The 20,267-nt window shown below is 62.6% G+C and carries 15 protein-coding genes; 9 read left to right on the top strand and 6 right to left on the bottom strand.

The genetic code is table 11. From position 1 onward, the window contains the following. Positions 1–135 precede the first annotated feature (135 nt). From ACS5Q1_RS07520 to ACS5Q1_RS07500, 5 genes are all read left to right on the top strand, one after another. Complete coding sequence (locus ACS5Q1_RS07520) at positions 136–1,584, top strand: cadherin domain-containing protein (RefSeq protein WP_473097578.1); 1,449 nt, start codon at positions 136–138, stop codon at positions 1,582–1,584. Between the two features lie 299 nt (positions 1,585–1,883). Further along, positions 1,884–2,492, top strand: a complete 609-nt coding sequence (locus ACS5Q1_RS07515) for a CvpA family protein (protein WP_473097577.1) — start codon at positions 1,884–1,886, stop codon at positions 2,490–2,492. A 111-nt stretch (positions 2,493–2,603) separates the two neighbouring features. Further along, a complete protein-coding gene (gene purF, locus ACS5Q1_RS07510; RefSeq protein WP_473097576.1) occupies positions 2,604–4,091 on the top strand; it encodes an amidophosphoribosyltransferase in 1,488 nt (495 codons plus the stop codon). A 9-nt stretch (positions 4,092–4,100) separates the two neighbouring features. Next, on the top strand, positions 4,101–4,844 hold the full coding sequence (locus tag ACS5Q1_RS07505) for an SDR family NAD(P)-dependent oxidoreductase (RefSeq protein WP_473097575.1): 744 nt from the start codon (positions 4,101–4,103) through the stop codon (positions 4,842–4,844). A 588-nt stretch (positions 4,845–5,432) separates the two neighbouring features. Beyond that, the gene (locus tag ACS5Q1_RS07500; protein ID WP_473097574.1) at positions 5,433–5,999 is read left to right on the top strand and encodes a M10 family metallopeptidase C-terminal domain-containing protein; all 567 of its coding nucleotides are present in this window, start codon (positions 5,433–5,435) and stop codon (positions 5,997–5,999) included. A 120-nt stretch (positions 6,000–6,119) separates the two neighbouring features. Here ACS5Q1_RS07500 and ACS5Q1_RS07495 read toward each other — a convergent pair whose 3' ends face one another. After that, positions 6,120–7,091: an AEC family transporter gene (locus ACS5Q1_RS07495; RefSeq protein WP_473097573.1), complete on the bottom strand. Its 972-nt coding sequence runs from the start codon at positions 7,089–7,091 to the stop codon at positions 6,120–6,122. 222 nt (positions 7,092–7,313) lie between these two features. Here ACS5Q1_RS07495 and hspQ point away from each other — a divergent pair, with 222 nt between their 5' ends. Continuing rightward, positions 7,314–7,643: a heat shock protein HspQ gene (gene hspQ / locus ACS5Q1_RS07490; protein WP_203439627.1), complete on the top strand. Its 330-nt coding sequence runs from the start codon at positions 7,314–7,316 to the stop codon at positions 7,641–7,643. An 80-nt stretch (positions 7,644–7,723) separates the two neighbouring features. Here the strand turns inward: hspQ and ACS5Q1_RS07485 are convergent, their stop codons facing one another. After that, the gene (locus tag ACS5Q1_RS07485) at positions 7,724–8,515 is read right to left on the bottom strand and encodes an invasion associated locus B family protein (protein WP_473097572.1); all 792 of its coding nucleotides are present in this window, start codon (positions 8,513–8,515) and stop codon (positions 7,724–7,726) included. Positions 8,516–8,732: 217 nt separating this feature from the next. Here ACS5Q1_RS07485 and ACS5Q1_RS07480 point away from each other — a divergent pair, with 217 nt between their 5' ends. Further along, entirely contained in the window at positions 8,733–10,547 is a 1,815-nt protein-coding gene (locus ACS5Q1_RS07480) for an extracellular solute-binding protein (RefSeq protein ID WP_473097571.1), read from the top strand. A 129-nt stretch (positions 10,548–10,676) separates the two neighbouring features. After that, entirely contained in the window at positions 10,677–11,021 is a 345-nt protein-coding gene (locus ACS5Q1_RS07475; protein WP_473097570.1) for a response regulator, read from the top strand. On the opposite strand, the gene ACS5Q1_RS07470 is transcribed toward ACS5Q1_RS07475, so the two are convergent. From ACS5Q1_RS07470 to ACS5Q1_RS07460, 3 genes are all read right to left on the bottom strand, one after another. Beyond that, on the bottom strand, positions 11,018–11,893 hold the full coding sequence (locus tag ACS5Q1_RS07470; protein ID WP_473097569.1) for a serine hydrolase domain-containing protein: 876 nt from the start codon (positions 11,891–11,893) through the stop codon (positions 11,018–11,020). The genes ACS5Q1_RS07475 and ACS5Q1_RS07470 overlap by 4 nt on opposite strands. Beyond that, positions 11,893–15,414, bottom strand: a complete 3,522-nt coding sequence (mfd, locus tag ACS5Q1_RS07465) for a transcription-repair coupling factor (protein WP_473097568.1) — start codon at positions 15,412–15,414, stop codon at positions 11,893–11,895. Before mfd ends, ACS5Q1_RS07470 begins: the two co-directional genes overlap by 1 nt. 271 nt (positions 15,415–15,685) lie before the next feature. Continuing rightward, complete coding sequence (locus ACS5Q1_RS07460; protein WP_473097567.1) at positions 15,686–15,982, bottom strand: FAD assembly factor SdhE; 297 nt, start codon at positions 15,980–15,982, stop codon at positions 15,686–15,688. Between the two features lie 89 nt (positions 15,983–16,071). On the opposite strand from ACS5Q1_RS07460, the gene recG reads away from it, so the two are divergent. Continuing rightward, the gene (recG, locus tag ACS5Q1_RS07455; protein WP_473097566.1) at positions 16,072–18,189 is read left to right on the top strand and encodes an ATP-dependent DNA helicase RecG; all 2,118 of its coding nucleotides are present in this window, start codon (positions 16,072–16,074) and stop codon (positions 18,187–18,189) included. Positions 18,190–18,352: 163 nt separating this feature from the next. On the opposite strand, the gene glmS is transcribed toward recG, so the two are convergent. Further along, on the bottom strand, positions 18,353–20,179 hold the full coding sequence (gene glmS, locus ACS5Q1_RS07450) for a glutamine--fructose-6-phosphate transaminase (isomerizing) (RefSeq protein ID WP_473097565.1): 1,827 nt from the start codon (positions 20,177–20,179) through the stop codon (positions 18,353–18,355). Between the last annotated feature and the right edge of the window lie 88 nt (positions 20,180–20,267).

The following is a 20,267-nucleotide window of genomic DNA, read 5'->3' as shown; positions in this document are numbered from 1 at the left end:
TTCCTGGCGCTCCCCGCACCTGAAACGGTGAAAATCTGTCCCGTTTGGGCCTGATTAAGCTTCCTATTCCTGCCAGGATGCAGCCACAGGATGCGTTCCGGGAGTTTTCAGTCAGCCTCTTAGGGGGCTATCGATATGCCGATCATGATAAAGCTTTCATCCATCATCTTCCCCGAAGACATAGGATGGTTTTCAACAAGCATTGGTATTATTAGCGCCAAAGATGAAAACGGCACGACATTGGAAGGTTATAGATTTGAATTAGTTGATAACATAGGAGGGCGCTTTGCCATCGAATCCGAATACCTATACGTTACTACTATGGGAAATGAAGCTTTTAACTTTGAGAATGATGATCTGAATTCTTTTGATATCAAAATTCGCGCCATCAAAGGCAACGAGCCTCCCGTCGAAGCCGACTTCACGCTTACTGTGACCGATGCTCCAGATGCTCCGACGAACCTGGAGCTTTCCGGCAATACCGTCGCTGAGAATGCAGCCATCGAAACGGAGATTGCTACGCTGTCCGCGTTTGATGAGGATCGAGGCGAAGGTGCGGCGATCTTCTATGACTTCGTCACAGATGAGTATGGAGATACAGTTGCGACCCACGACCTCTTCGAAGTCGTCGGCACGACGATCCAGCTAAGGGCTAAACTCGACGATGCTCAGGTCGGAGCCCATCACCTTTGGCTGCGCGCCATGGACGAGGATGGCAGCTATTCCGTCAACAAGATCACTCTGAACGTAGCGGACGTAAACGAAGCTCCGACCGACATGACGTTGACCGGTGGCATCATTGCGGAGAATGCATCTGTCGGTGAGGCTGTCGCTACTCTCTCGGCTCAAGACCCGGACAAGAACGATACCTTTACCTATGCGATCACCGACGCGAAGGGAGCAGTCATCGCCAATCCATACTTCGCGATCGTCGGCAATCAAATCAAAGTCAAAGCCGGCCTCGATAATCCCCAACTCGGGCCTCATACCTTCTGGGTCAAAGTCACGGATTCAGGGCAACTGTCCTATCTGGAGCAGGTTACGATCACTGTGACCAATTCCCCGGAAGTGATTACCGGCACGAACAGAAACAACAATAAGCTCAACGGCTCCGCCGATGACGACTTCATCAACGGGCTTGCCGGCAACGACAAGCTTTATGGCTTTGCCGGCAACGACACGCTCAATGGCGGCAGCGGCAAGGACAAGCTCCATGGCGGTGCCGGTCAGGATGTGTTCGTGTTCGACACACCCGTGAAGAAGGGCCAGTTCGACCAGATCGAGGATTTCAAGGCTTCCGACGACACGATCCATATCGCCTTGAGCGCTCTGAAAGCCTTCAAGAGCAAAATTGGTAAAAAGTCTGTCGGGTTCGACAAGGTCTTCAAGAAGGAGCAAAGCTTGGAGAAGAAGTTCTTCAAGGTCGGCTATAAGGCCAAGGACTCCAACGACTACATCGTTTACAGCAAGAAGAACGGGACGGTTTACCTGGACATCGACGGCTCCGGCAAAAGCAGGGGCATCGAGATCCTCAAGATGAAGCCGGGTACCACGCTCACGGCAGACGACTTCCTGTTCATCTGACGCTTCCCGCCCTCTTCATTTAGGCTCCGACGCATGTCGGGGCCTTTTCAATTTGGCCGGCGGAAGTTGATGGAAGCTTTTCCCACGTCCTCAATTCGAAGGCTCAGCGGACCGTAATCGAAAAGACAGAGAACCTCCTTTGGGACTGCCAGACGGGCGAGGGACGCGGTTCCTGAAGCGTCCCTCATACAGGCCACCCGACTTCCAAGGGTGACGAAAGCCTTTCTTAACGCTATAGAGCCAAGGCTCTGAACCCGCGAAGGCGGCTCCATTCCTGTTATTCTGCGTAGGCCCGGCCCATGCCCTTTTCCGTTCTGGACCTCGTCGTTATCGGTATCGTCCTGATCTCGGCCCTTCTTGCTGCCGTGCGCGGCTTCACCCGCGAAGTGCTCGCCATCGTGGCCTGGATCGTCGCAGCCGCTGCGGCCTGGTACCTGCATCCGACAGCCCTGCCAATCGCGCAGCAATATATCAGCAGCAACACGGTGGCGCTCGTAGCCGCCATCGGCGGCATCTTCGTGGTGACGCTGATCATCGTGTCGATCATCACGGTGCAGATCTCCGACTTGATCCTCGATTCCCGCATCGGCGCCCTTGACCGGACGCTGGGTCTGTTCTTCGGCGCCGCGCGCGGCTTCCTCATCTGCGTGATCGGCTGGGCTTTCCTCGGCTGGCTGCTTCAGGGCAAGGAGCCTGAATGGGCGGCCTCCTCCCGCACCCGTCCCGCGATGGAGAACACCCGCGACAACATCATCGCCATGTTGCCGGAGAATGCCGAGGCCCTGCTCCAGCGCCTGCGCAAGGAAGCGCCGACGGAAGCCGAGCCAGCCGAGCCGGATCCGCAACGCCCGGCAACGCCTGCGCCCGCTGCCCCGACCGCGCCGCAGACGCCTCAACGGCGTAGCTGAGCCGGCTAGGATCACGTTTCCGCCAGCGTCAACATAGCCATTGGCGTTCGGCCCGAGGACGACTACATAAGAGCGGCGCCGGTGGGGGCGCGAATCCCAAGGATTTGATCGATGTCTGCTTTGTCTGAGACGTGGCAGGTCACCCCGAAACAGGTGGACCTGGACCTCGACGGCGATACCCTGCGTGAAGAATGCGGCGTCTTCGGCATCTACGGGCATCCGGACGCAGCCGCCATTACGGCGCTCGGCCTCCATGCCCTGCAGCACCGCGGTCAGGAAGCGGCGGGCATCGTTTCCTATAACGGCTCGGTCTTCCATTCCGAGCGCCGACTCGGCCTTGTGGGCGACAACTTCTCCGACCGGGCGACCATCGAGCGCCTGGAAGGCCTTTCCGCCATCGGCCATACCCGCTACTCGACCACGGGCGAGACAGTCCTGCGCAACGTGCAGCCCCTTTTCGCCGAGCTCGACGGCGGCGGCTTCGCGGTCGCTCATAACGGCAACCTGACCAATGGCCTGACGCTGCGCCGCAATCTCATTCGCGACGGCGCCATCTGCCAGTCGACGACCGATACTGAGGTGATCGTCCATCTTGTAGCCCGCAGCCGCAAGGATCGGGTGATCGATCGCTTCGTCGAAGCGATCCAGAAGATCGAGGGTGCCTATGCCCTGGTGGCGCTCACCAACAAGAAGCTGATCGGTGCCCGCGATCCGCTGGGCATCCGCCCCCTGGTGCTGGGCGAACTCGACGGCCGCTACATTCTCGCCTCCGAGACCTGCGCGCTCGACATCATCGGCGCCCGCTTCGTGCGCGACATCGAGAATGGCGAATGCGTGGTGATCTCTGATGAGGGCATCGAATCCTTCCGCTTCGTGCCGGAGCAGGCTCCTCGCCCCGACATCTTCGAATACATCTACTTCGCCCGCCCCGATTCCGTCGTGAACGGCCGCAGTGTCTATGAGGTCCGCAAGGGCATGGGCCGCGAGCTCGCGCTGGAATCGCCCGCCGTTGCGGATGTGGTGATCCCGGTGCCGGATTCCGGCGTGCCGGCGGCGCTCGGTTACGCCCAGACCTGCGGGCTGCCTTACGAGCTCGGCATCATCCGCAACCACTATGTCGGCCGCACCTTCATCCAGCCGACCCAGTCGGTGCGGGAGCTCGGCGTGCGCATGAAGCATTCCGCCAACCGCTCCGCGATTGCCGGCAAGCGCATCGTGCTCGTGGACGACAGCCTCGTGCGCGGCACGACCTCGGTGAAGATTGTGCGCATGATGCGCGAGGCCGGTGCCAAGGAGGTGCATTTCCGCATCTCCAGCCCGCCGATCACGCATCCGGACTTCTACGGCATCGACACGCCGGAGAAGGAGAAGCTGCTCGCCGCCACCCACGATCTTGAGCAGATGCGCCAGTATATCGGCGCGGATTCGCTCGCCTTCCTGTCCATCGAGGGCGTCTATCGCGCCATGGGTGAGACGGGCCGCAACCCACTGCTGCCGCAATTCACCGACCATTGCTTCACGGGCGACTACCCGACGCCGCTGACGGATCTTGCCGTCGCCACCCCGCGCCGTCTCGCCGTTCTCGCCGAAGCCGACTGAGACCTTTCGATGGACAAACCTCTTCAGAACCGCGTCGCGGTCGTCACCGGCGCTTCGCGCGGCATCGGCCGCGCGGCGGCGCTCGCTTTGGCCGAAGCCGGCGCGCATGTGATTGCGCTCGCCCGCACGCAAGGGGCGCTCGAATCCCTCGACGACGAAATCCGCGCCAAGGGCGGCTCCGCCACCCTCGTGCCGGTGAACCTGAAGGATTTCGAGGCCCTGGACCGCCTGGGAGCCGCGATTTATGAGCGCTGGGGCAAGCTCGACATCCTGCTCGGCAATGCGGGCCAGCTCGGCGAGCTCGCGCCGATCACCCATATCGACCAGCCGGTCTGGGACGAGGTGATGGCCGTCAACGTGACCGCCAATTACCGCCTGATCCGCTCGCTCGATCCGCTGTTGCGGGCCTCGGATGCTGGCCGCGCGATCTTCATCACCTCGGGCGCCGCCCACAAGCACAAGGCCTATTGGGGCGTCTATGCGGTGTCGAAGGCAGCTCTTGAGGCCCTGGTGCGCACCTATGCCGCCGAGACGGTGACGACCCCGGTCAAGGCGATGCTGCTCAATCCCGGCCCCCTTCGCACTGCCATGCGCCGTGCGGCGATGCCGGGCGAGGACCCGCTGACGCTGAAGACGCCCGATGACCTCGCCCCTCACATCGTGAAGCTCGCCCTGCCCTCGTGGAGCGAGACCGGCAAGATCTATGACTTCACGCAGGACGGGAAGGTCATCGAGCCGCTGCCGCCGGCTTAACGGCAAGTCCAGTCTCTCGATCCGGCCTGCACAAGTGCTCATTTCGAATACCCCGAGGGTGTCATCCCGGGACTGCGGAGCGGAACCCGGGATCGTCGGACGAGAATGGCTCACTTCACCTCTCACAGGCGAGAGAGGCCGGATCGTCAGGTCCGGGTGAGGGAGGGTGCTCAACACGGATGACTCCGTGCCCCTTATTCCTGCCCCTCCCTCGAAGAGGGGAGCTTGCGCCCCGTCCCAACCGCATCATGGCCCTGACCGCATCGGCGCTTCGAACTTGATGCTGCTCTCGAGGCGGCGGACAGGGATCGGCTTCCAGCGCGTCGGTAAGCCGCTGATTGAGAGTCGCGATCGGGAGGCGCGCGTTCCGCGTCTCAAAACTCAAGCGGCACAAGGGTTTGAGAGGGCATACTCCTCTTCATTAACGCAAAGAAATTCCCATCCTGCCTCCGGACGTTCTCTTCATAGTCTCCTAAAAGAACTCGCCACGGACAACTTTGCGACATGGGATAGCATTGCATTAACGGCAATGTGCCTATATTTCGTTCTGCTTCCAACAACGAGCAGAATCGATTTCAGGAGGACCTTATGAGCGGCAAGAACTCTCAGAAGACCAGCTGGACATTTCCGAGCATCGGCCAGGACCAGGATGCGCTGTGGGGCTCGGCGACCGCCGCCCTTCCCCCAATGGGAACGCCCCGCGCCGACGTGCTGAAAGGCACCGACGGCATCGATGGCTTCTACGGCATGGGCGGCAACGACACCATCTGCGGCTATGGCGGCTACGATGCTCTTGCTGGCGGTACCGGCAACGACAGGCTCTATGGCGGCAAGGGCAATGACAACTTCATCTTCGAATCCAAACTGAACGCAAAGACCAATGTCGACAGGATCATGGATTTCAAGTCCTCCGAGGACGACACGATCAGCCTGTCCCGCTCCGTCTTCAAGAAAACCGGCTCTTATGGCGCGCTGAAAGAGGCGGCGTTCTATGCCGGCAGGAAAGCTCACGACAAGGACGACCGGATTATCTACGACAAGAAGACCGGCTCGCTCTATTACGATCCGGATGGAACAGGCTCGGCGGCGCAGATCAAGTTCGCCATCCTGGCCAACAAAGCTGCCATCACCCACGCGGATTTTGCGATCGGCTAAAACGCTCGCCCGGTGGCAATGAACCCAGCCCCTCCGGCAACGGAGGGGCTTTTCGTTTCATGATTTCGGAAGAGCCTCTCGGGCTGGCTATTGCCGAAGAAGGGAGAGCCGTTCGAGGCTTTACGGGAAGAGATCGTACGACAGGACGCCGGTCTTGGTGGTGAGATAGAGAAGCATCGTCAGCGTGACCATCGAGACCAGAGTGCCGACTAGGACGCAGGCCGAGGCGCGCTCCACGCCCACGTTGTATTGCGTCGAGATGACGAAGATGTTCAGCGCCGGCGGCAGCGCTGCCATGATCATGGCCGCATAGGTCCAGTCCGGGCCGAAATCACCGACGGCCGAGAGTATCACCCAGACCAGCAGCGGGTGCAGGATCAGCTTGATAAAAACTAGTGCCAGCACCTCCCCGGGCATCTGGCGTAGAGGCCGTAATGCGACGGTCACGCCGAGGATGAACAGGGCACAGGGCGCGGCCGCTCCCGAGAGCCAGGTGACCATCTGTTCGACGGGGCCCGGCAGCTGAAGATGCAGATAACTCGCCGCGATGCCGATCGCCGTCGCGACGTTGAAGGGGTGAGTCACCACGCGCCAGACGATCCGGCGGATCGTCGCCGGTAGGCTGAGCTTGTCGAGTCCCGCCATCGACATCAGCAGTGGGACCACCGAGAACAGGAACAGATTGTCGAAGACGAAGATCAGAACAACCGGAGCGCTGGCCGAAGCGCCGATCGCCGCGAGGATGAGCGGCGGGCCCATATAGCCGATATTGGAATAGGACCCGGCCACGCCCTGCATGACCGATTGTGGGAGGTCCTTGGTATAGCGCCAGCCGGTCACGAACGACAGCACGAAGGCGCAGAAGGTCGAGAACGTGGTGGCGGCAATGAAGGGCCAGTTGGCCAGCTCGGTCAGAGGCTTGTCGGCGATGAGTCGGTAGAACAGGCAAGGCAGCGCCACGTAGATCAGGAAGAACTGCATCCAGGCGAGGCCGGCTTCCGGCTGCTTCACCATCCTGCCGCAGAAGAAGCCGAGCCCGATAAGACCGAAAAAGGGGGCAAGCAGATTGAACAGCCCGATCAGGTCGGACATCGGCGGCTCCAGATGGAAGGCAGATGGAAGAGGCGGCAGGCCTGAAATGAGAGTTTCTTCTGGCAAGGTTCCAACCTTGCGACAATCCCACCTTTCGGAAGGCTCGCAGTCCTGGAATGCAATGCTCAGCTCAACAGATGGCCTTGCTCTCTCGATTGTGACGAGGGGCCGATTTGGAGATTTTCGCCAGAATCTCTATATGAAGATCAAGGAGTTAAGACCATGAAAGCGAGTTCAGCAAAATTCGCGATCGGCCAAGTGGTTCGGCACCGGGTCTTCGATTTCAGGGGGCTCATCTTCGACGTCGATCCGGAATTCGACAACACCGAAGAATGGTGGCTGTCGATCCCTGAGGAGGTTCGGCCCCACAAGGACCAGCCCTTCTACCACCTCTTCGCCGAGAACGCGGAAACCGAGTACATTGCCTACGTTTCCGAGCAGAACCTTCTTCCCGACCATTCCGGTGAGCCTCTGCGCAATCCGATGATCGCCGAGATGTTCACCCGGGAGAAGAACGGCAGCTACAAGGCCAAGCCGATCCTGGCCAACTGAGATTTCCTCTTCGAGTCAAAAGAAAACGCCGGGCTTTGCAGCCCGGCGTTTCTGTTTGTCGTTGTTGAAGAACGGCGGCCTTACGGCTTGGGAGCAGCCGGGGCCGCAGCACCCGGAGCGGCCGCGCCCGGAGCAGCGGCGCCGGCACCGCTGTTCAGCATGCGCTGGCGCATCTCTTCGCTCTTCTTCTGCAGCTCTTCCTGGAGCTTCTTCTGCTGCTCTTCGAGCACCTTCGGATCGATCGGAGCACCGTCGAAGGCCTTGCCGAAGCCGGCCGCCGGAACGGCGAAGGTGATCTCGCGGCCCATCTGGTTCTGGACGCTCACGTTCAGGTTGGCGCCCTTCTTGATGGCGGCGATGAAGTCGTCCTTCACCTGAGCCTCGGCGAAGCAGCCGTTGGGCAGGCACATGACGTAGCGGCCGGCGGTGGCCTGACCCTGATCGACGGCGAAGCGCAGGCCAGGCTGCAGGAGCAGGCCGAGCGGCATCACGAAGCGGACGACCTTCTGCGGCTGCTGGCCCTTCACGTCATAGACGGCGAGAGCGAGAACCGGTTGGCCCTGATCCGAGACGAAGTCGCGGGTGGTGTAGCAGATCTCGGTGTTGGTGTTCTGGTCCTTGCCGCAGACCTTGGTCCATTCCGGCTGGGACGGCTCGGCCTTGACCTGCACGATCGTGGGACCGGCATTCTGCTGCGCTTGAGCGGCGCCTGGAGCCGGCTGCTGGGCGGGCGCGGCGGGACGGGCCGGTTGAGCGGCGGGGCGCTGAGCCGGAGCGGTCTGAGCCAGAACGGGTGCGCTCACCAGAAGAGCCAAGGCAGTCGCCAGGCTACGGGTCCCCCCCAGGCTCGCGAAGCGTGTCGCGAAAGACATGTGTTTGTTCCTCTTCAGTCGAAAGTTCGGCTTTCGAATAGGCCGTTTATCCGGCGTGTTCTTAACCTGCAATGACGGGGTCCAAATCCTTGCCGAATGTGGCGAAGACAAGACGTATGGCGCTCCTTTAACCTTTCGTGTGGTAGGTTTCCAGTCACCTGAGGTAAATTTCTGTACAACATTGCTCGGGTGAGTGCCGACTTGTACCGGGAGCACCATGGGCCGCTGGCTTATACGGAATCTGTTGCTTGCTGCTGCCTTTGCCTTGTCAGGCTCGAGCCTCGCCGCTGCCTCCGAGGCGGGGCCTCTGCGGCATGGCATCGCGATGCATGGGGAGCCTGCGCTCAAGCCGGGTTTCGAGCACCTGCCCTATGCCAATCCGCAGGCTCCGAAGGGCGGCCGAATCACGCTCGCCCTCCAGGGTACCTTCGACAGTCTCAACCCCCTGATCGTCCTGGGCGTCGCTCCGGACGTGGTGCCCCGCTACGTGCTCCAGAGCCTGATGATGCGCTCGACCGACGAGCCGTTCACGATCTATGGCCTCGTTGCCCGTTCCGCCGAGATGCCGGACGACCGGAGCTTCATCACCTTCAACCTCGATCCCCGCGCCCGCTTCTCCGATGGCCATCCCCTGACGGCCGAGGATGTGCTCTTCTCGTTCGAGGCGCTGAAAAAGTACGGAAAGCCCTTCCACCGCTCGAGCTTCGGCCAGGTCAAGGCGGTCGAGATCCTGGACCCGCACCGTATCAGGTTCGATCTGTCCGGATCCAACGATCGGGAGCTGCCATTGCTCATTGGCATGACCATGCCAATCTTTCCGGCCCATGCCACGAACCTGGAGACCTTCGACAAGACGTCTCTCACCCCGCCCATCGGCTCGGGCCCTTACGCCCTCACCGAGGTGAGGCCGGGTGAACGGGTCGTCTTGACCCGCCGCAAGGACTATTGGGGCGAGGAGCTGCCCATCACGCGCGGGCTCTATAATTTCGACGAGATCCGATACGATTTCTATCGCGACGCCAACAGCTTGTTCGAGGCTTTTAAGGCGGGACTTTACGATTTCAGGATCGAGGGCGATCCTGGCCAATGGACCACCGGTTACGACATTCCCGCCGTCCGTGAGGGCCGCATCGTCCGGGAGACGATGACGACCGGATTGCCCAAGGGCATGAACGGTTTCGTCTTCAACACCCGCAAGGCCCTGTTCGCAGATGTCAGGGTGCGGGAAGCCCTCAGCTACCTGTTCGATTTCGACTGGGTGAACCGCAACCTCTATTTCGGCCAGCTCACCCGCTCCAACAGCTATTTCTCCGGCTCCGACCTCGCCTCCACGGGCAAGCCTGCAAACGAGCGGGAACGCTCCCTTCTGGCCGTCTTCCCCGGCACCATCCGCGAGGACATCCTCGAAGGCCGGTGGGAGCCTCCCGCTAGCGACGGATCGGGCCGAGACCGGGACATGGCGAGGCGCGCTCTTACCCTCCTGTCTGATGCGGGCTGGGTTCTCGAGAATGACGTTCTGCGCAAGAAGGGCTCCGGAGAGCCCTTCGCCTTCGAGATTCTGGTCAATTCCCGCTCGCAGGAGCGGTTGGCCCTCAACTTCTCGCAGTCTTTGAGCCGAATCGGCATTCAGGCCCGCGTGCGCCTCGTCGACGACGTGCAGTACTGGCGCCGTCTCGCCCGGTTCGACTTCGATATGGTGCAGTGGCTCTGGCCCGGGACACCCTCACCGGGCAACGAGCAGCGCAACCGCTGGGGCTCGGCTGCGGCGCAAAGGGGCGGGTCTCAGAACCACGCCGGGGTCACCTCGCCTGCGGTAGACCGTCTCATCGATGCCTTGCTTCAAGCCAAGAGCCGCGAGGATTTCATCTCGGCCGTTCATGCGCTCGACCGCGTCCTCCTGTCGGGATTCTATGCAGTCCCACTATTTTATCTGAAAGATCAATGGCTTGCCTATAGCAACAACCTAAGAAGGCCGGAAAAGACACCGCTGATGGGAACCAATATCGATACCTGGTGGCGCCAGCCGCACTGACCTTCGTTGGTACCGCATACCTCCTATTGTTGAGCTTCCATTCATGTAGACGGTGAAACTATTGCTCTGCTTCGACGTTAGGTGAGCACCTCCTGTCTCATCCGTCGCGTCCAACCGCAGGGTATCGTCATGAACGCAATGCCGAAGGTCCTCGTCGTCGACAACGGCGACCGTGCTCCCGACAGCGCTCTGTCCGCGGAGCTGGCCGGCATGGGATATGCGAGCGTAACGACCCCCTTCGAGACCGCGGACGACGTTCTGGCCCTGATCCCATGCCCGGCTGCCATCGTGCTGCAGATGCCTCGCCGTGCCGGCTGGGCCGAGAGGCGGCGCTTCATGGAACTTGCCAACCGCCTGCGCAAGAACCTGGCCGAGAGCGGAACGCCCGTCATCGTGACGGGTGGCGTGACCGGAGCCGCCACGATGCTCCAGAACCAGCTCAGCATGCACGCCGTCGCGGCTCCGGATATCTAACCCTTCAGAAGCGCGAAGGCTCCTTCTTCGGTCGGCGTCTGGTCTTCGCTCGTCCTGAAGAAAGCCGCGGTCCGGCTCATGCCTGGGTTGGAGTCCCGATAGACGGCAATCGTGCTCCCCGGCCCTCCTCCCGTATGCCCGGCGACCTTCAGGCCGCCTGTCGTCTCTCCGGTCATGACGCCCAGTCCATAGCCAGGGATGGCCCAAGGCCGTCCGGGAACCGGACCCGGTAGGACGAAAGGCATTAGCATGTCCCGTCGTAGCTCAGGCGGCAGTAGATCGCCCCTCATCAGCCGGTCGAGCAGCAGCGCCGCGTCCTCGACACTTCCCACCAGCAAACCGTGATAGACCCAGCCCGGATGATAGCCTTGGGCATTGCCCATGGCGACGTGGTCGAGATCCGCTCTCTCCCGCGCGATACGGGCGGTTTCGATGCCGAGCGGCTTTAGAACGAGGTGCTGCAAGGCGGCATCGAGATCTTCCCCGGTCAGGGTCTCGATCAACTGCCCGACGAGCAGATAGCCGATATTGGAATAGTCCCATCCCTCGCCTACGAGATAGCGGAGCCGATCTGCATCGAGCCGTTCGAGAAGTTCTCGCACGGGCCAGGGATCGTCGTTCCGCTCGACAGCTTCGTGATAGGCACTCAGCCCACCGTAATTCACCAGACCGGACCGGTGCTGCAGCAAGTGGCGCAAACTATAGGGCTTGTCCCGGAGCCGTTCGTCCAGGGTAACAAGTCCGTCTCGCACGAGCACCAGAGCGGCCGCAGCGAGAACCGTCTTCGTGAAACTCCACCAGGGCACGATCCGATGGGCGTCATGGGATTTCACCATGCGCCCATTCTCGATCAGCGCCCAGGCTTCGATCATCAAGCGGCCTTCTTCTCCGCGATGCGCACGAGGCTGCGCAGAATCGTGGTCGAGGCCTTGAGGCGTTCGTCAGGCGTTCCGACATCCCGGACGAACACAATCTTCATGTCGGGACGGACCTTCGCGAACGACGCCTGCTCAGTGACATAGGAGATGAGGCCGGTCGGGTTGGCGAAGGAATTGTCGCGGAACGAGATGATGATGCCCTTCGGGCCGCCATCGACCTTTTCCACATTGGCGCGGCGGCAGAGCACCTTGATCGCCATGATCTTGAGAAGCTGATCGACCTCCGACGGCACCGGCCCGAAGCGGTCCACAAGTTCGGCACGGAAGGCGTCGATCTCCTGGTCGGTCTCGAAGGTCGAGAGGCGACGATAGAGTCCGAGCCGCAATTGCAGATCGGCGATGTAGCTCTCCGGGATCATCACCGGTGCGCCGACCGCGATGGTGGGCGACCACTGATCCTCCGCCGGCTCCTCGATGCCGGCCTTGAGCTGCGCCACCGCCTCTTCCAGCATCTGCTGGTAAAGCTCGTAACCGACTTCTTTGATGTGGCCGGACTGCTCCTCGCCCAAAAGGTTGCCCGCGCCGCGGATGTCGAGATCGTGCGAAGCGAGCTGAAAGCCGGCGCCGAGCGTGTCGAGCGTCTGCAGCACCTTCAGGCGCCGCTCGGCCTGAACTGTCAGCGACTTGTTGGCCGGCACCGAAAACAGCGCATAGGCGCGGGTCTTGGAACGCCCAACGCGGCCGCGCAGCTGATAGAGCTGAGACAGGCCGAACATGTCGGCACGATGGACGATGAGCGTGTTGGCGGTCGGGATGTCGAGGCCCGATTCCACGATCGTGGTGGAGAGCAGGATGTCGTACTTGCCCTCGTAGAAGGCCGTCATGACGTCCTCGAGCTGACCCGCCGCCATCTGGCCGTGCGCGACCGCCACCTTCGCCTCCGGCACTTCCTTGTCGAGGAAGGCCTTCACGTCGCCGAGATCGTCGAGACGCGGCACTACGTAGAAGGCTTGGCCCCCACGGTAGCGCTCGCGCAGCAGCGCCTCGCGGACGAGGAGCGGATCGAAGGGCGTGATGAAGGTGCGCACCGCCAGGCGGTCCACGGGCGGCGTCGTGATCAGCGACAGCTCGCGCACGCCCGTGAGCGCCAGTTGCAAGGTACGCGGAATGGGCGTTGCCGAGAGGGTCAGCACATGCACCTCGGCGCGGAGTTCCTTCAGACGCTCCTTGTGGGAAACGCCGAAATGCTGCTCCTCATCGACGATGATGAGGCCGAGATCCTTGAACTTGATCGTCTTACCGAGCAGCGCGTGGGTGCCGATGACGATGTCGACCGACCCGTCGGCCAGCCCTTCCTTTGTCTTCTTCATCTCGGCGGCCGGCACGAAGCGGGAGGCCTGCGCCACGTTGAGCGGCAGACCGCGGAAACGGTCGCAGAAAGTGCGATAATGCTGGCGGGCGAGCAGCGTCGTCGGCACTACCACCGCCACCTGCTTGCCGCCCATGGCAGCCACGAAGGCTGCGCGCAGCGCCACTTCCGTCTTGCCGAAGCCCACGTCGCCGCAGACGAGGCGATCCATCGGACGGCCCGAGGCCATGTCGTCGAGCACGGCCTCGATGGCGTTGAGCTGGTCCTCGGTCTCGTCATAGGGGAAGCGCGCCGCGAACTCGTCGTAGAGCCCTTCCGGCGGCGTCAGGCGCGGAGCCTCCTTGAGGATGCGGGCGGCCGCGATCTTCATGAGCGCGCCCGCCATCTCGCGGATGCGCTGCTTCATGCGCGCCTTGCGCGCCTGCCAGGCCCCGCCGCCGAGCTTGTCGATCTGAACTTCGGTTTCCTCCGACCCATAGCGGGTCAGAAGCTCGATATTCTCCACCGGCAGGAACAGGCGATCGCCACCGGCATAATGCAGCTCGAGGCAATCGTGCGGCGCACCCGCGGCCTCGATGGTCTTCAAGCCCTCGAAACGCCCGATGCCGTGATCGACGTGGACCACGAGATCGCCCGGCGTGAGCGCCGCGACTTCGGTCAGGAAGTCCTGCGGCCGCTTGGACTTGCGCTTCTGACGCACAAGACGGTCGCCCAGGATGTCTTGTTCGCTGACGACAGCGAGATCCGCCGTCTCGAATCCCGATTCCAGCGGCCAGATGCCGACTGGGATCTCGTTTCGCGGATAGGCCATCGCATCGGAGAACCGTGCGATCGGCTTCGTCTGGCGAAGGTCGTGATCCTGCAATACGTGGCAGAGGCGCTCACGCGAGCCCTCGGTCCAGGCACCGAGCATGACGCGCTTCTTGGCGGCCTGCAGATCGCGGATGTGCCGGACCACCGCCTCGAAAACATTGGCGCTCTCGTCCGCACGTTCGGCGATGAAGTTGCGACCCTGGCGCGCCTCGCAGTCGATGACGAGCTTTCCGGCCGATTCCGGGATCGCGAAGGGCGTGAGCCGCGCAAGAGGAAGTTTCGCGGTGCGTTCCGACCATTCCTCAGGCTTGAAGTACAAGGCATCCGGCGGCAGCGGACGATAGGGCGCGACGCCGGGCTGGCTCTGCCCCATCGCGTCCCGGCGGGCATCGTAATAATCCTTCACCTGGGCGAGGCGCTCGGCGGCCGCATCGTCGGCCAGCGCATCGAACACCACGGGGATGCCGGGCAGGTAATCGAACAGCGTGTCGAGATGATCGTGGAAGAGCGGCATCCAGTGCTCGAGGCCAGGATAGCGCCGCCCCTCGCTGATCGCCTCGTAGAGCCGGTCGTCGCGGGTCGGTGCGCCGAAGGCCGCCACATAGGCCTGCCGGAAGCGCTTGATGCTCTCGGTGGTGAGTTGCACCTCGCTCATGGGCACTAGATCGAGGGAGCGCAGGGTGCCGACCGTGCGCTGCGTCTCGGGATCGAATGCACGGATCGATTCCAGCGCATCGCCAAAAAAGTCGAGGCGGACCGGGTTAGGCAGGCCCGCCGGGAAGAGATCGATGATGCCGCCGCGCACCGCGTATTCGCCAGTGTCCCGCACGGTACCGGTGCGTAGGAAGCCGTTGCTCTCCAGCCAATTGATCAGCTGCGTCGTGTCGACCACGTTGCCGGGGGCGGCCGAGAAAGTCTCTGCGGCGATGCGGGCCTTGGGAGGAACACGCTGAACCAGGGCATTCACCGTGGTCGAGAGGAGGCGCGGCTTGTCCTCGGAGGTCTTGGAGCGGGCAAGCCGCGCCAGCGTCGTCATCCGCTGCGCCGTGATCGCGCTGTTGGGCGACACGCGGTCATACGGCTGGCAGTCCCAGGCCGGGAACGTCAGGATCTCGATCTCGGGCGCAATGAAACCCAAGCTATTGGCAAAATTCTGCTGCCGCTGCCCGTCGCGGGCCACATGGACCAGAACCGCTGGTCCCTCCACCTGCCCCGACAGACCCCTCGCGAGATCGGCGACGGCAAGGGCGTCGAAGCCGTCCGGCACGCTGGACAGCGTCAGGCTTTGGCCCTTCTTCAGGACATCGAGAGCACGGGTCAGGGCTGGCTTCATGGCAGGTTGTCAGATCGTAGATAACAAGAACGCGGGCTGGTCGGCCCAGTTCGTTGGATAACAGAAAAGAGGGATGGTGTAGTCCGATGCAGGACCGCGTGTCATCCCCGGTTGAAATGGCTTGTCTCCTCTTAGGGAGACGCCCTTCCATGTCATCACCGGCCTTGTGCCGGTGATCCCGATTGTGTGAGGCGCCTCGCTTCTTCGCATCGGGATGGCCGGGACAAGCCCGGCCATGACGAGAAGCAACAGCGGCTCACACCTCTTTCTCTCAGCTATGGATCGGCGAGGTATACGTGTGGAACGCCTTCAGCCTATTGAACAGGGGTGTGTCGTAATTGGAGGGCGTTTGGATCTCGCCGGTGATCCAGCCGAGCAGGTCGCGGTCGGTCACCTCGATCAGGCGCTCGAATTCGGCCAGATCCTCGTCCGAGAGCTCGCCGATCTCCGCATCCGCGAAGCGGCCCATGATCAGGTCCATCTCCCGCATGCCCCGGTGCCAGGAGCGGTACAAGATCTGCCTGCGACGGGTGTCGAGGCCGGCGCTGCTGCGTGTCGTTCCGCTCATGACATTGCTCCGATCAATCAAAGATAACGTCGCCTCCGGGCGGCTTGGCCGCTATATAACCATCTCCCTCACCGTTGCCACCCATTTGAATGTCATTGCGTCCTTCCATTCTCGATCCGCTGTTCGCTCCTGCCAGCACCCTGCCCGGCGTCGGACCGAAGATTACCCCATTGCTCGACCGCCTCCTCGGCGAGCCGGGCAAGCCTACGCGCGTCGTGGATCTGCTGTTCCACGTGCCGACCAGCGGGATCTCGCGCGAGATGAAGGGATCGGTGGCGGACGCTCCCGTCGGAGAGCCGGTGACGCTGTCCGTGACCGTCGTCGCTCACCGCGCCCCACCGCCCGGCCGCCGCGCACCCTACCGGATCCTCGTGGAGGATGAGACCGGGGACGTGACGCTGATCTTCTTCAACGGCCAGAAGGCCCGCCTGGAAAAGATCCTGCCCGTGGGCGAGCGTCGCTACATCTCCGGCAAGATCGAGCTATGGGACGGCAGGCGCCAGATGGTCCATCCGGACCGGATTCTGGACGACCGCGGCATCGAGGATCTGCCGGCCGTCGAAGCCGTCTACGGCCTGACGGAGGGCCTCTCCTCGCGCATGGTGGGCAAGTATATCGGCTCGGCCCTCGAAAAGATCCCTCAGCTGCCGGAATGGCAGGATCCGGCTTGGCTCGACCGGAACGCCCTGCCCGATTTCCGGCAGGCGCTTTTTACTCTCCACAGGCCGGACACTGCCTCTCAGCTGTCCGAGGAGGCGCTCGCCAAATCCGCCCCGCGCCGCCGTCTTGCCTATGACGAGTTGCTGGCCTCCCAGCTGGCGCTGGCTCTGGTTCGAAGCCGCATGCGCCGGCTGCCCGGCCGGGTCAATGCCGGAGACGGGCATCTGGTCGAGCGCCTGAAACGCGCCCTGCCCTTTGGGCTCACCGGCTCGCAGGCCCGGGCCATCGAGGATATCCGCAACGACCTCACCTCCGACAAGAAGATGCTGCGCCTGCTCCAGGGCGATGTCGGCTCGGGCAAGACCGTCGTCGGCCTGCTCACCATGGCGAGCGCCATCGAGGCGGGACGCCAGGCAGCCATGATGGCCCCGACAGAAATCCTCGCCCGCCAGCATTACGAGCGCGTTGCGCCGATGGCCGAACAGGCCGGCCTGACCATCGCGCTGCTCACCGGACGCGAGAAAGGCGTGGCACGCAGGAATATTCTTGCCGGGCTTGCCGATGGCAGGATCCAGATCGCGGTCGGAACCCACGCCCTGTTCCAGGAAGGTGTCGCGTTCCAGGATCTCGGCGTCGCCGTGGTGGACGAACAGCACCGTTTCGGCGTGCACCAGCGTCTGGCGCTCGGCTCAAAAGGTGAGGCCGTCGACATCCTCGTCATGACCGCGACCCCGATCCCGCGCACCCTGGCGCTCACCTATTTCGGCGACATGGACGTATCCGTGCTCAGCGAAAAGCCGGCCGGCCGCAAACCGATTGCCACAAAGCTCATCGCCATCGACCGCCTCGACGAGGTCGTCGGCGGCATCGGGCGCGCCATCGCCAATGGAGATCAGGTCTATTGGGTCTGTCCGCTCGTCGGCGAGTCGGAATCCATCGATCTCGCCGCCGCCGAGGAGCGCTTCGACATGCTCAAAAGCTTCTTCGGCGATCAGGTCGGCCTCGTGCATGGCAAGATGGCCGGCAAGGACAAGGACTCCGCCATGGAGCGCTTCTCCAGTGGCGAGACCAAGATCCTCGTCTCCACTACCGTGATCGAGGTCGGCGTCGATGTGCCGAACGCCACGATCATGGTCATCGAGCACGCCGAGCGCTTCGGCCTCGCGCAGCTCCATCAGCTGCGCGGACGCATCGGCCGCGGCTCGAAATCCTCGACCTGCCTTCTGGTCTACAAGGGCCCGCTCGGTCAGGTCGCCCAGGCGCGGCTCGAGATGATGCGCCAGACGGAGGACGGCTTCCGCATCGCCGAGGAGGACCTGCGCCTGCGCGGCGAAGGTGAGGTGCTGGGCACGCGCCAGTCCGGTACGCCCGGCTTCAAGCTCGCCCGTCTCGAGGTGGATGGCGACCTCCTCGGCGCGGCGAGAGACGACGCGCGCCTGATCGTAGACCGCGACCCAGATCTCGTCAGCGAACGCGGGCAGGCGTTGAGGGTGCTGCTCTACATGTTCGAGCGGGATGCGGCGATCCGGCTGCTGCGGGCGGGCTGAAACAGCTTCACTGTCATTCCGGGGCCGCGCAGCGGAACCCGGAATCCATAAACACGACGCCTCAGAAATGAGCGAGCGGCGTTGTACTTAATTCTGCGCGGCAGCGGCTATGGATTCCGGGCTCGCCTGCAGCGCCCCGGAATGACAGTCGCGTTGCCGACGCTCATTCCACCGTCACGGATTTCGCCAGATTGCGCGGCTGGTCCACGTCTTTGCCCATGAAGACAGCCGTGTGATAGGCGAGCAGCTGGATCGGAACCGCGTTGAGGATCGGAGCCACGATCGGGTGCACGGACGGCATCACGATGGTCGCCATGGTGTCGAGACCGGCTTCCAGCGCGCCGCGCTCGTCGGTGATGAGGATGATGCGACCGCCGCGGGCCGCCACTTCCTGCATGTTCGAGACGGTCTTCTCGAAGATGTTGTCGTGCGGTGCGATCACGATGACCGGCATCGTCTCGTCGATGAGCGCGATGGGGCCGTGCTTGAGTTCGCCCGCCGCATAGCCTTCCGCGTGGATGTAGGAGATTTCCTTGAGCTTCAGGGCTCCTTCCATGGCGAGCGGATACGACGTGCCGCGGCCGAGATAGAGCACGTCTTTCGCCTTGGAGAGATCGCGGGAGAGGATTTCGATCTGGTGCTCGCGCTTCATCGCCTCGGTCATCTGACCGGGAATGGCGATGAGAGCATTCACCAGTTCCCTCTCATCTTCCGCGCTCAACGTGCCACGGGCACGGCCGGCCGCGATGGCCAGCGACAGGAGTACGGTGAGCTGGCAGGTGAAGGCCTTGGTCGAAGCCACGCCCACTTCGACGCCGGCGAGGGTCTGAGCGATGACATCGCTCTCCCGGGCCATGGTGGAGGTCGGCACGTTCACGACAGAGAGCGTATGCTGCTTCTCCGTCGTGGCGTAGCGAAGCGAGGCGAGCGTGTCCGCTGTCTCACCCGACTGAGATACGAAGAGTGCAAGCCCGCCCGGCTGGAGCGGAGCCTCACGGTAGCGGAATTCGGACGCCACATCGATCTCGACCGGGATGCGGGCGAGGCGCTCGAACCAGTATTTCGAGATCAGACCGGCCAGATAGGCCGTTCCGCAGGCCGAGATCGAGATGCGCTTCAGATCCTTGAAGTCGAACGGCAATTCGAGAGGAAGCTCAACCCGTTCTGAGGCAAAGTTGACGTAATGCGCAAGCGTGCGTCCCACGACCTCGGCTTGCTCGTGGATCTCCTTGGCCATGAAGTGGCGGTAATTGCCCTTGTCGGCGAGGAAGGAGCCGACCGGGATCTTGTGGCGGGTCCGGTGCACAGGCTTGCCCGACTCGTCGCGGATATCGGCGCCCTTGCGGGTCAGGATGGCCCAGTCGCCGTCGTCCAGATAGGCGACCTCGTCGGTGAATGGCGCGAGTGCCAGCGCGTCGGAGCCGAGATACATCTCGCCCTCGCCGTAGCCGATGGCGAGCGGCGCTCCATGGCGGGCGCCGATCAGGAGGTCCTCTTCGCCCGAGAACAGGAAACCGAGGGCGAAAGCGCCGCGCAGACGCGGCAGGGTCACGGCAACCGCCTCGATGGGCAGGCGGCCCTGGCGGATCTCGTAAGTGACGAGCTGGGCCACCACTTCCGTATCCGTCTCGGTCTCGAACCGAATGCCCTTGGCCTCAAGCCCCGTCTTCAGCTCGCGGAAATTCTCGATGATGCCATTATGAACCACCGCCAGCTTGTCGGTTGCGTGGGGATGAGCGTTGGTCTCGTTCGGCTTGCCGTGGGTCGCCCAACGGGTATGGCCGATGCCGATGACGCCGGACAGGGGGGCCTGTGACAACTTGGTCTCCAGGTTACGCAGCTTGCCCTCGGCCCGGCGGCGGTCGAGCCGCCCCTCTTCCAAGGTTGCGACGCCGGCAGAATCGTAGCCCCGGTACTCAAGCCGCTTGAGAGCCTCCACGATCTGTGGCGCGACAGGGGTTTTCCCGACGATTCCAACGATTCCGCACATTCCCAAAAGCTTCCTTGATCCAATTCGACAGCGCTAAGCTTGATGCCTCTCTTACAGAGGCCCAACCTCACAGCGGAATCAACTTGCG

This window comes from Microvirga sp. GN3 (genome assembly GCF_055792825.1).
The sequence above is the reverse complement of the archived record's forward strand: the minus strand, read 5'-3'. Positions and strand labels throughout refer to the sequence as shown.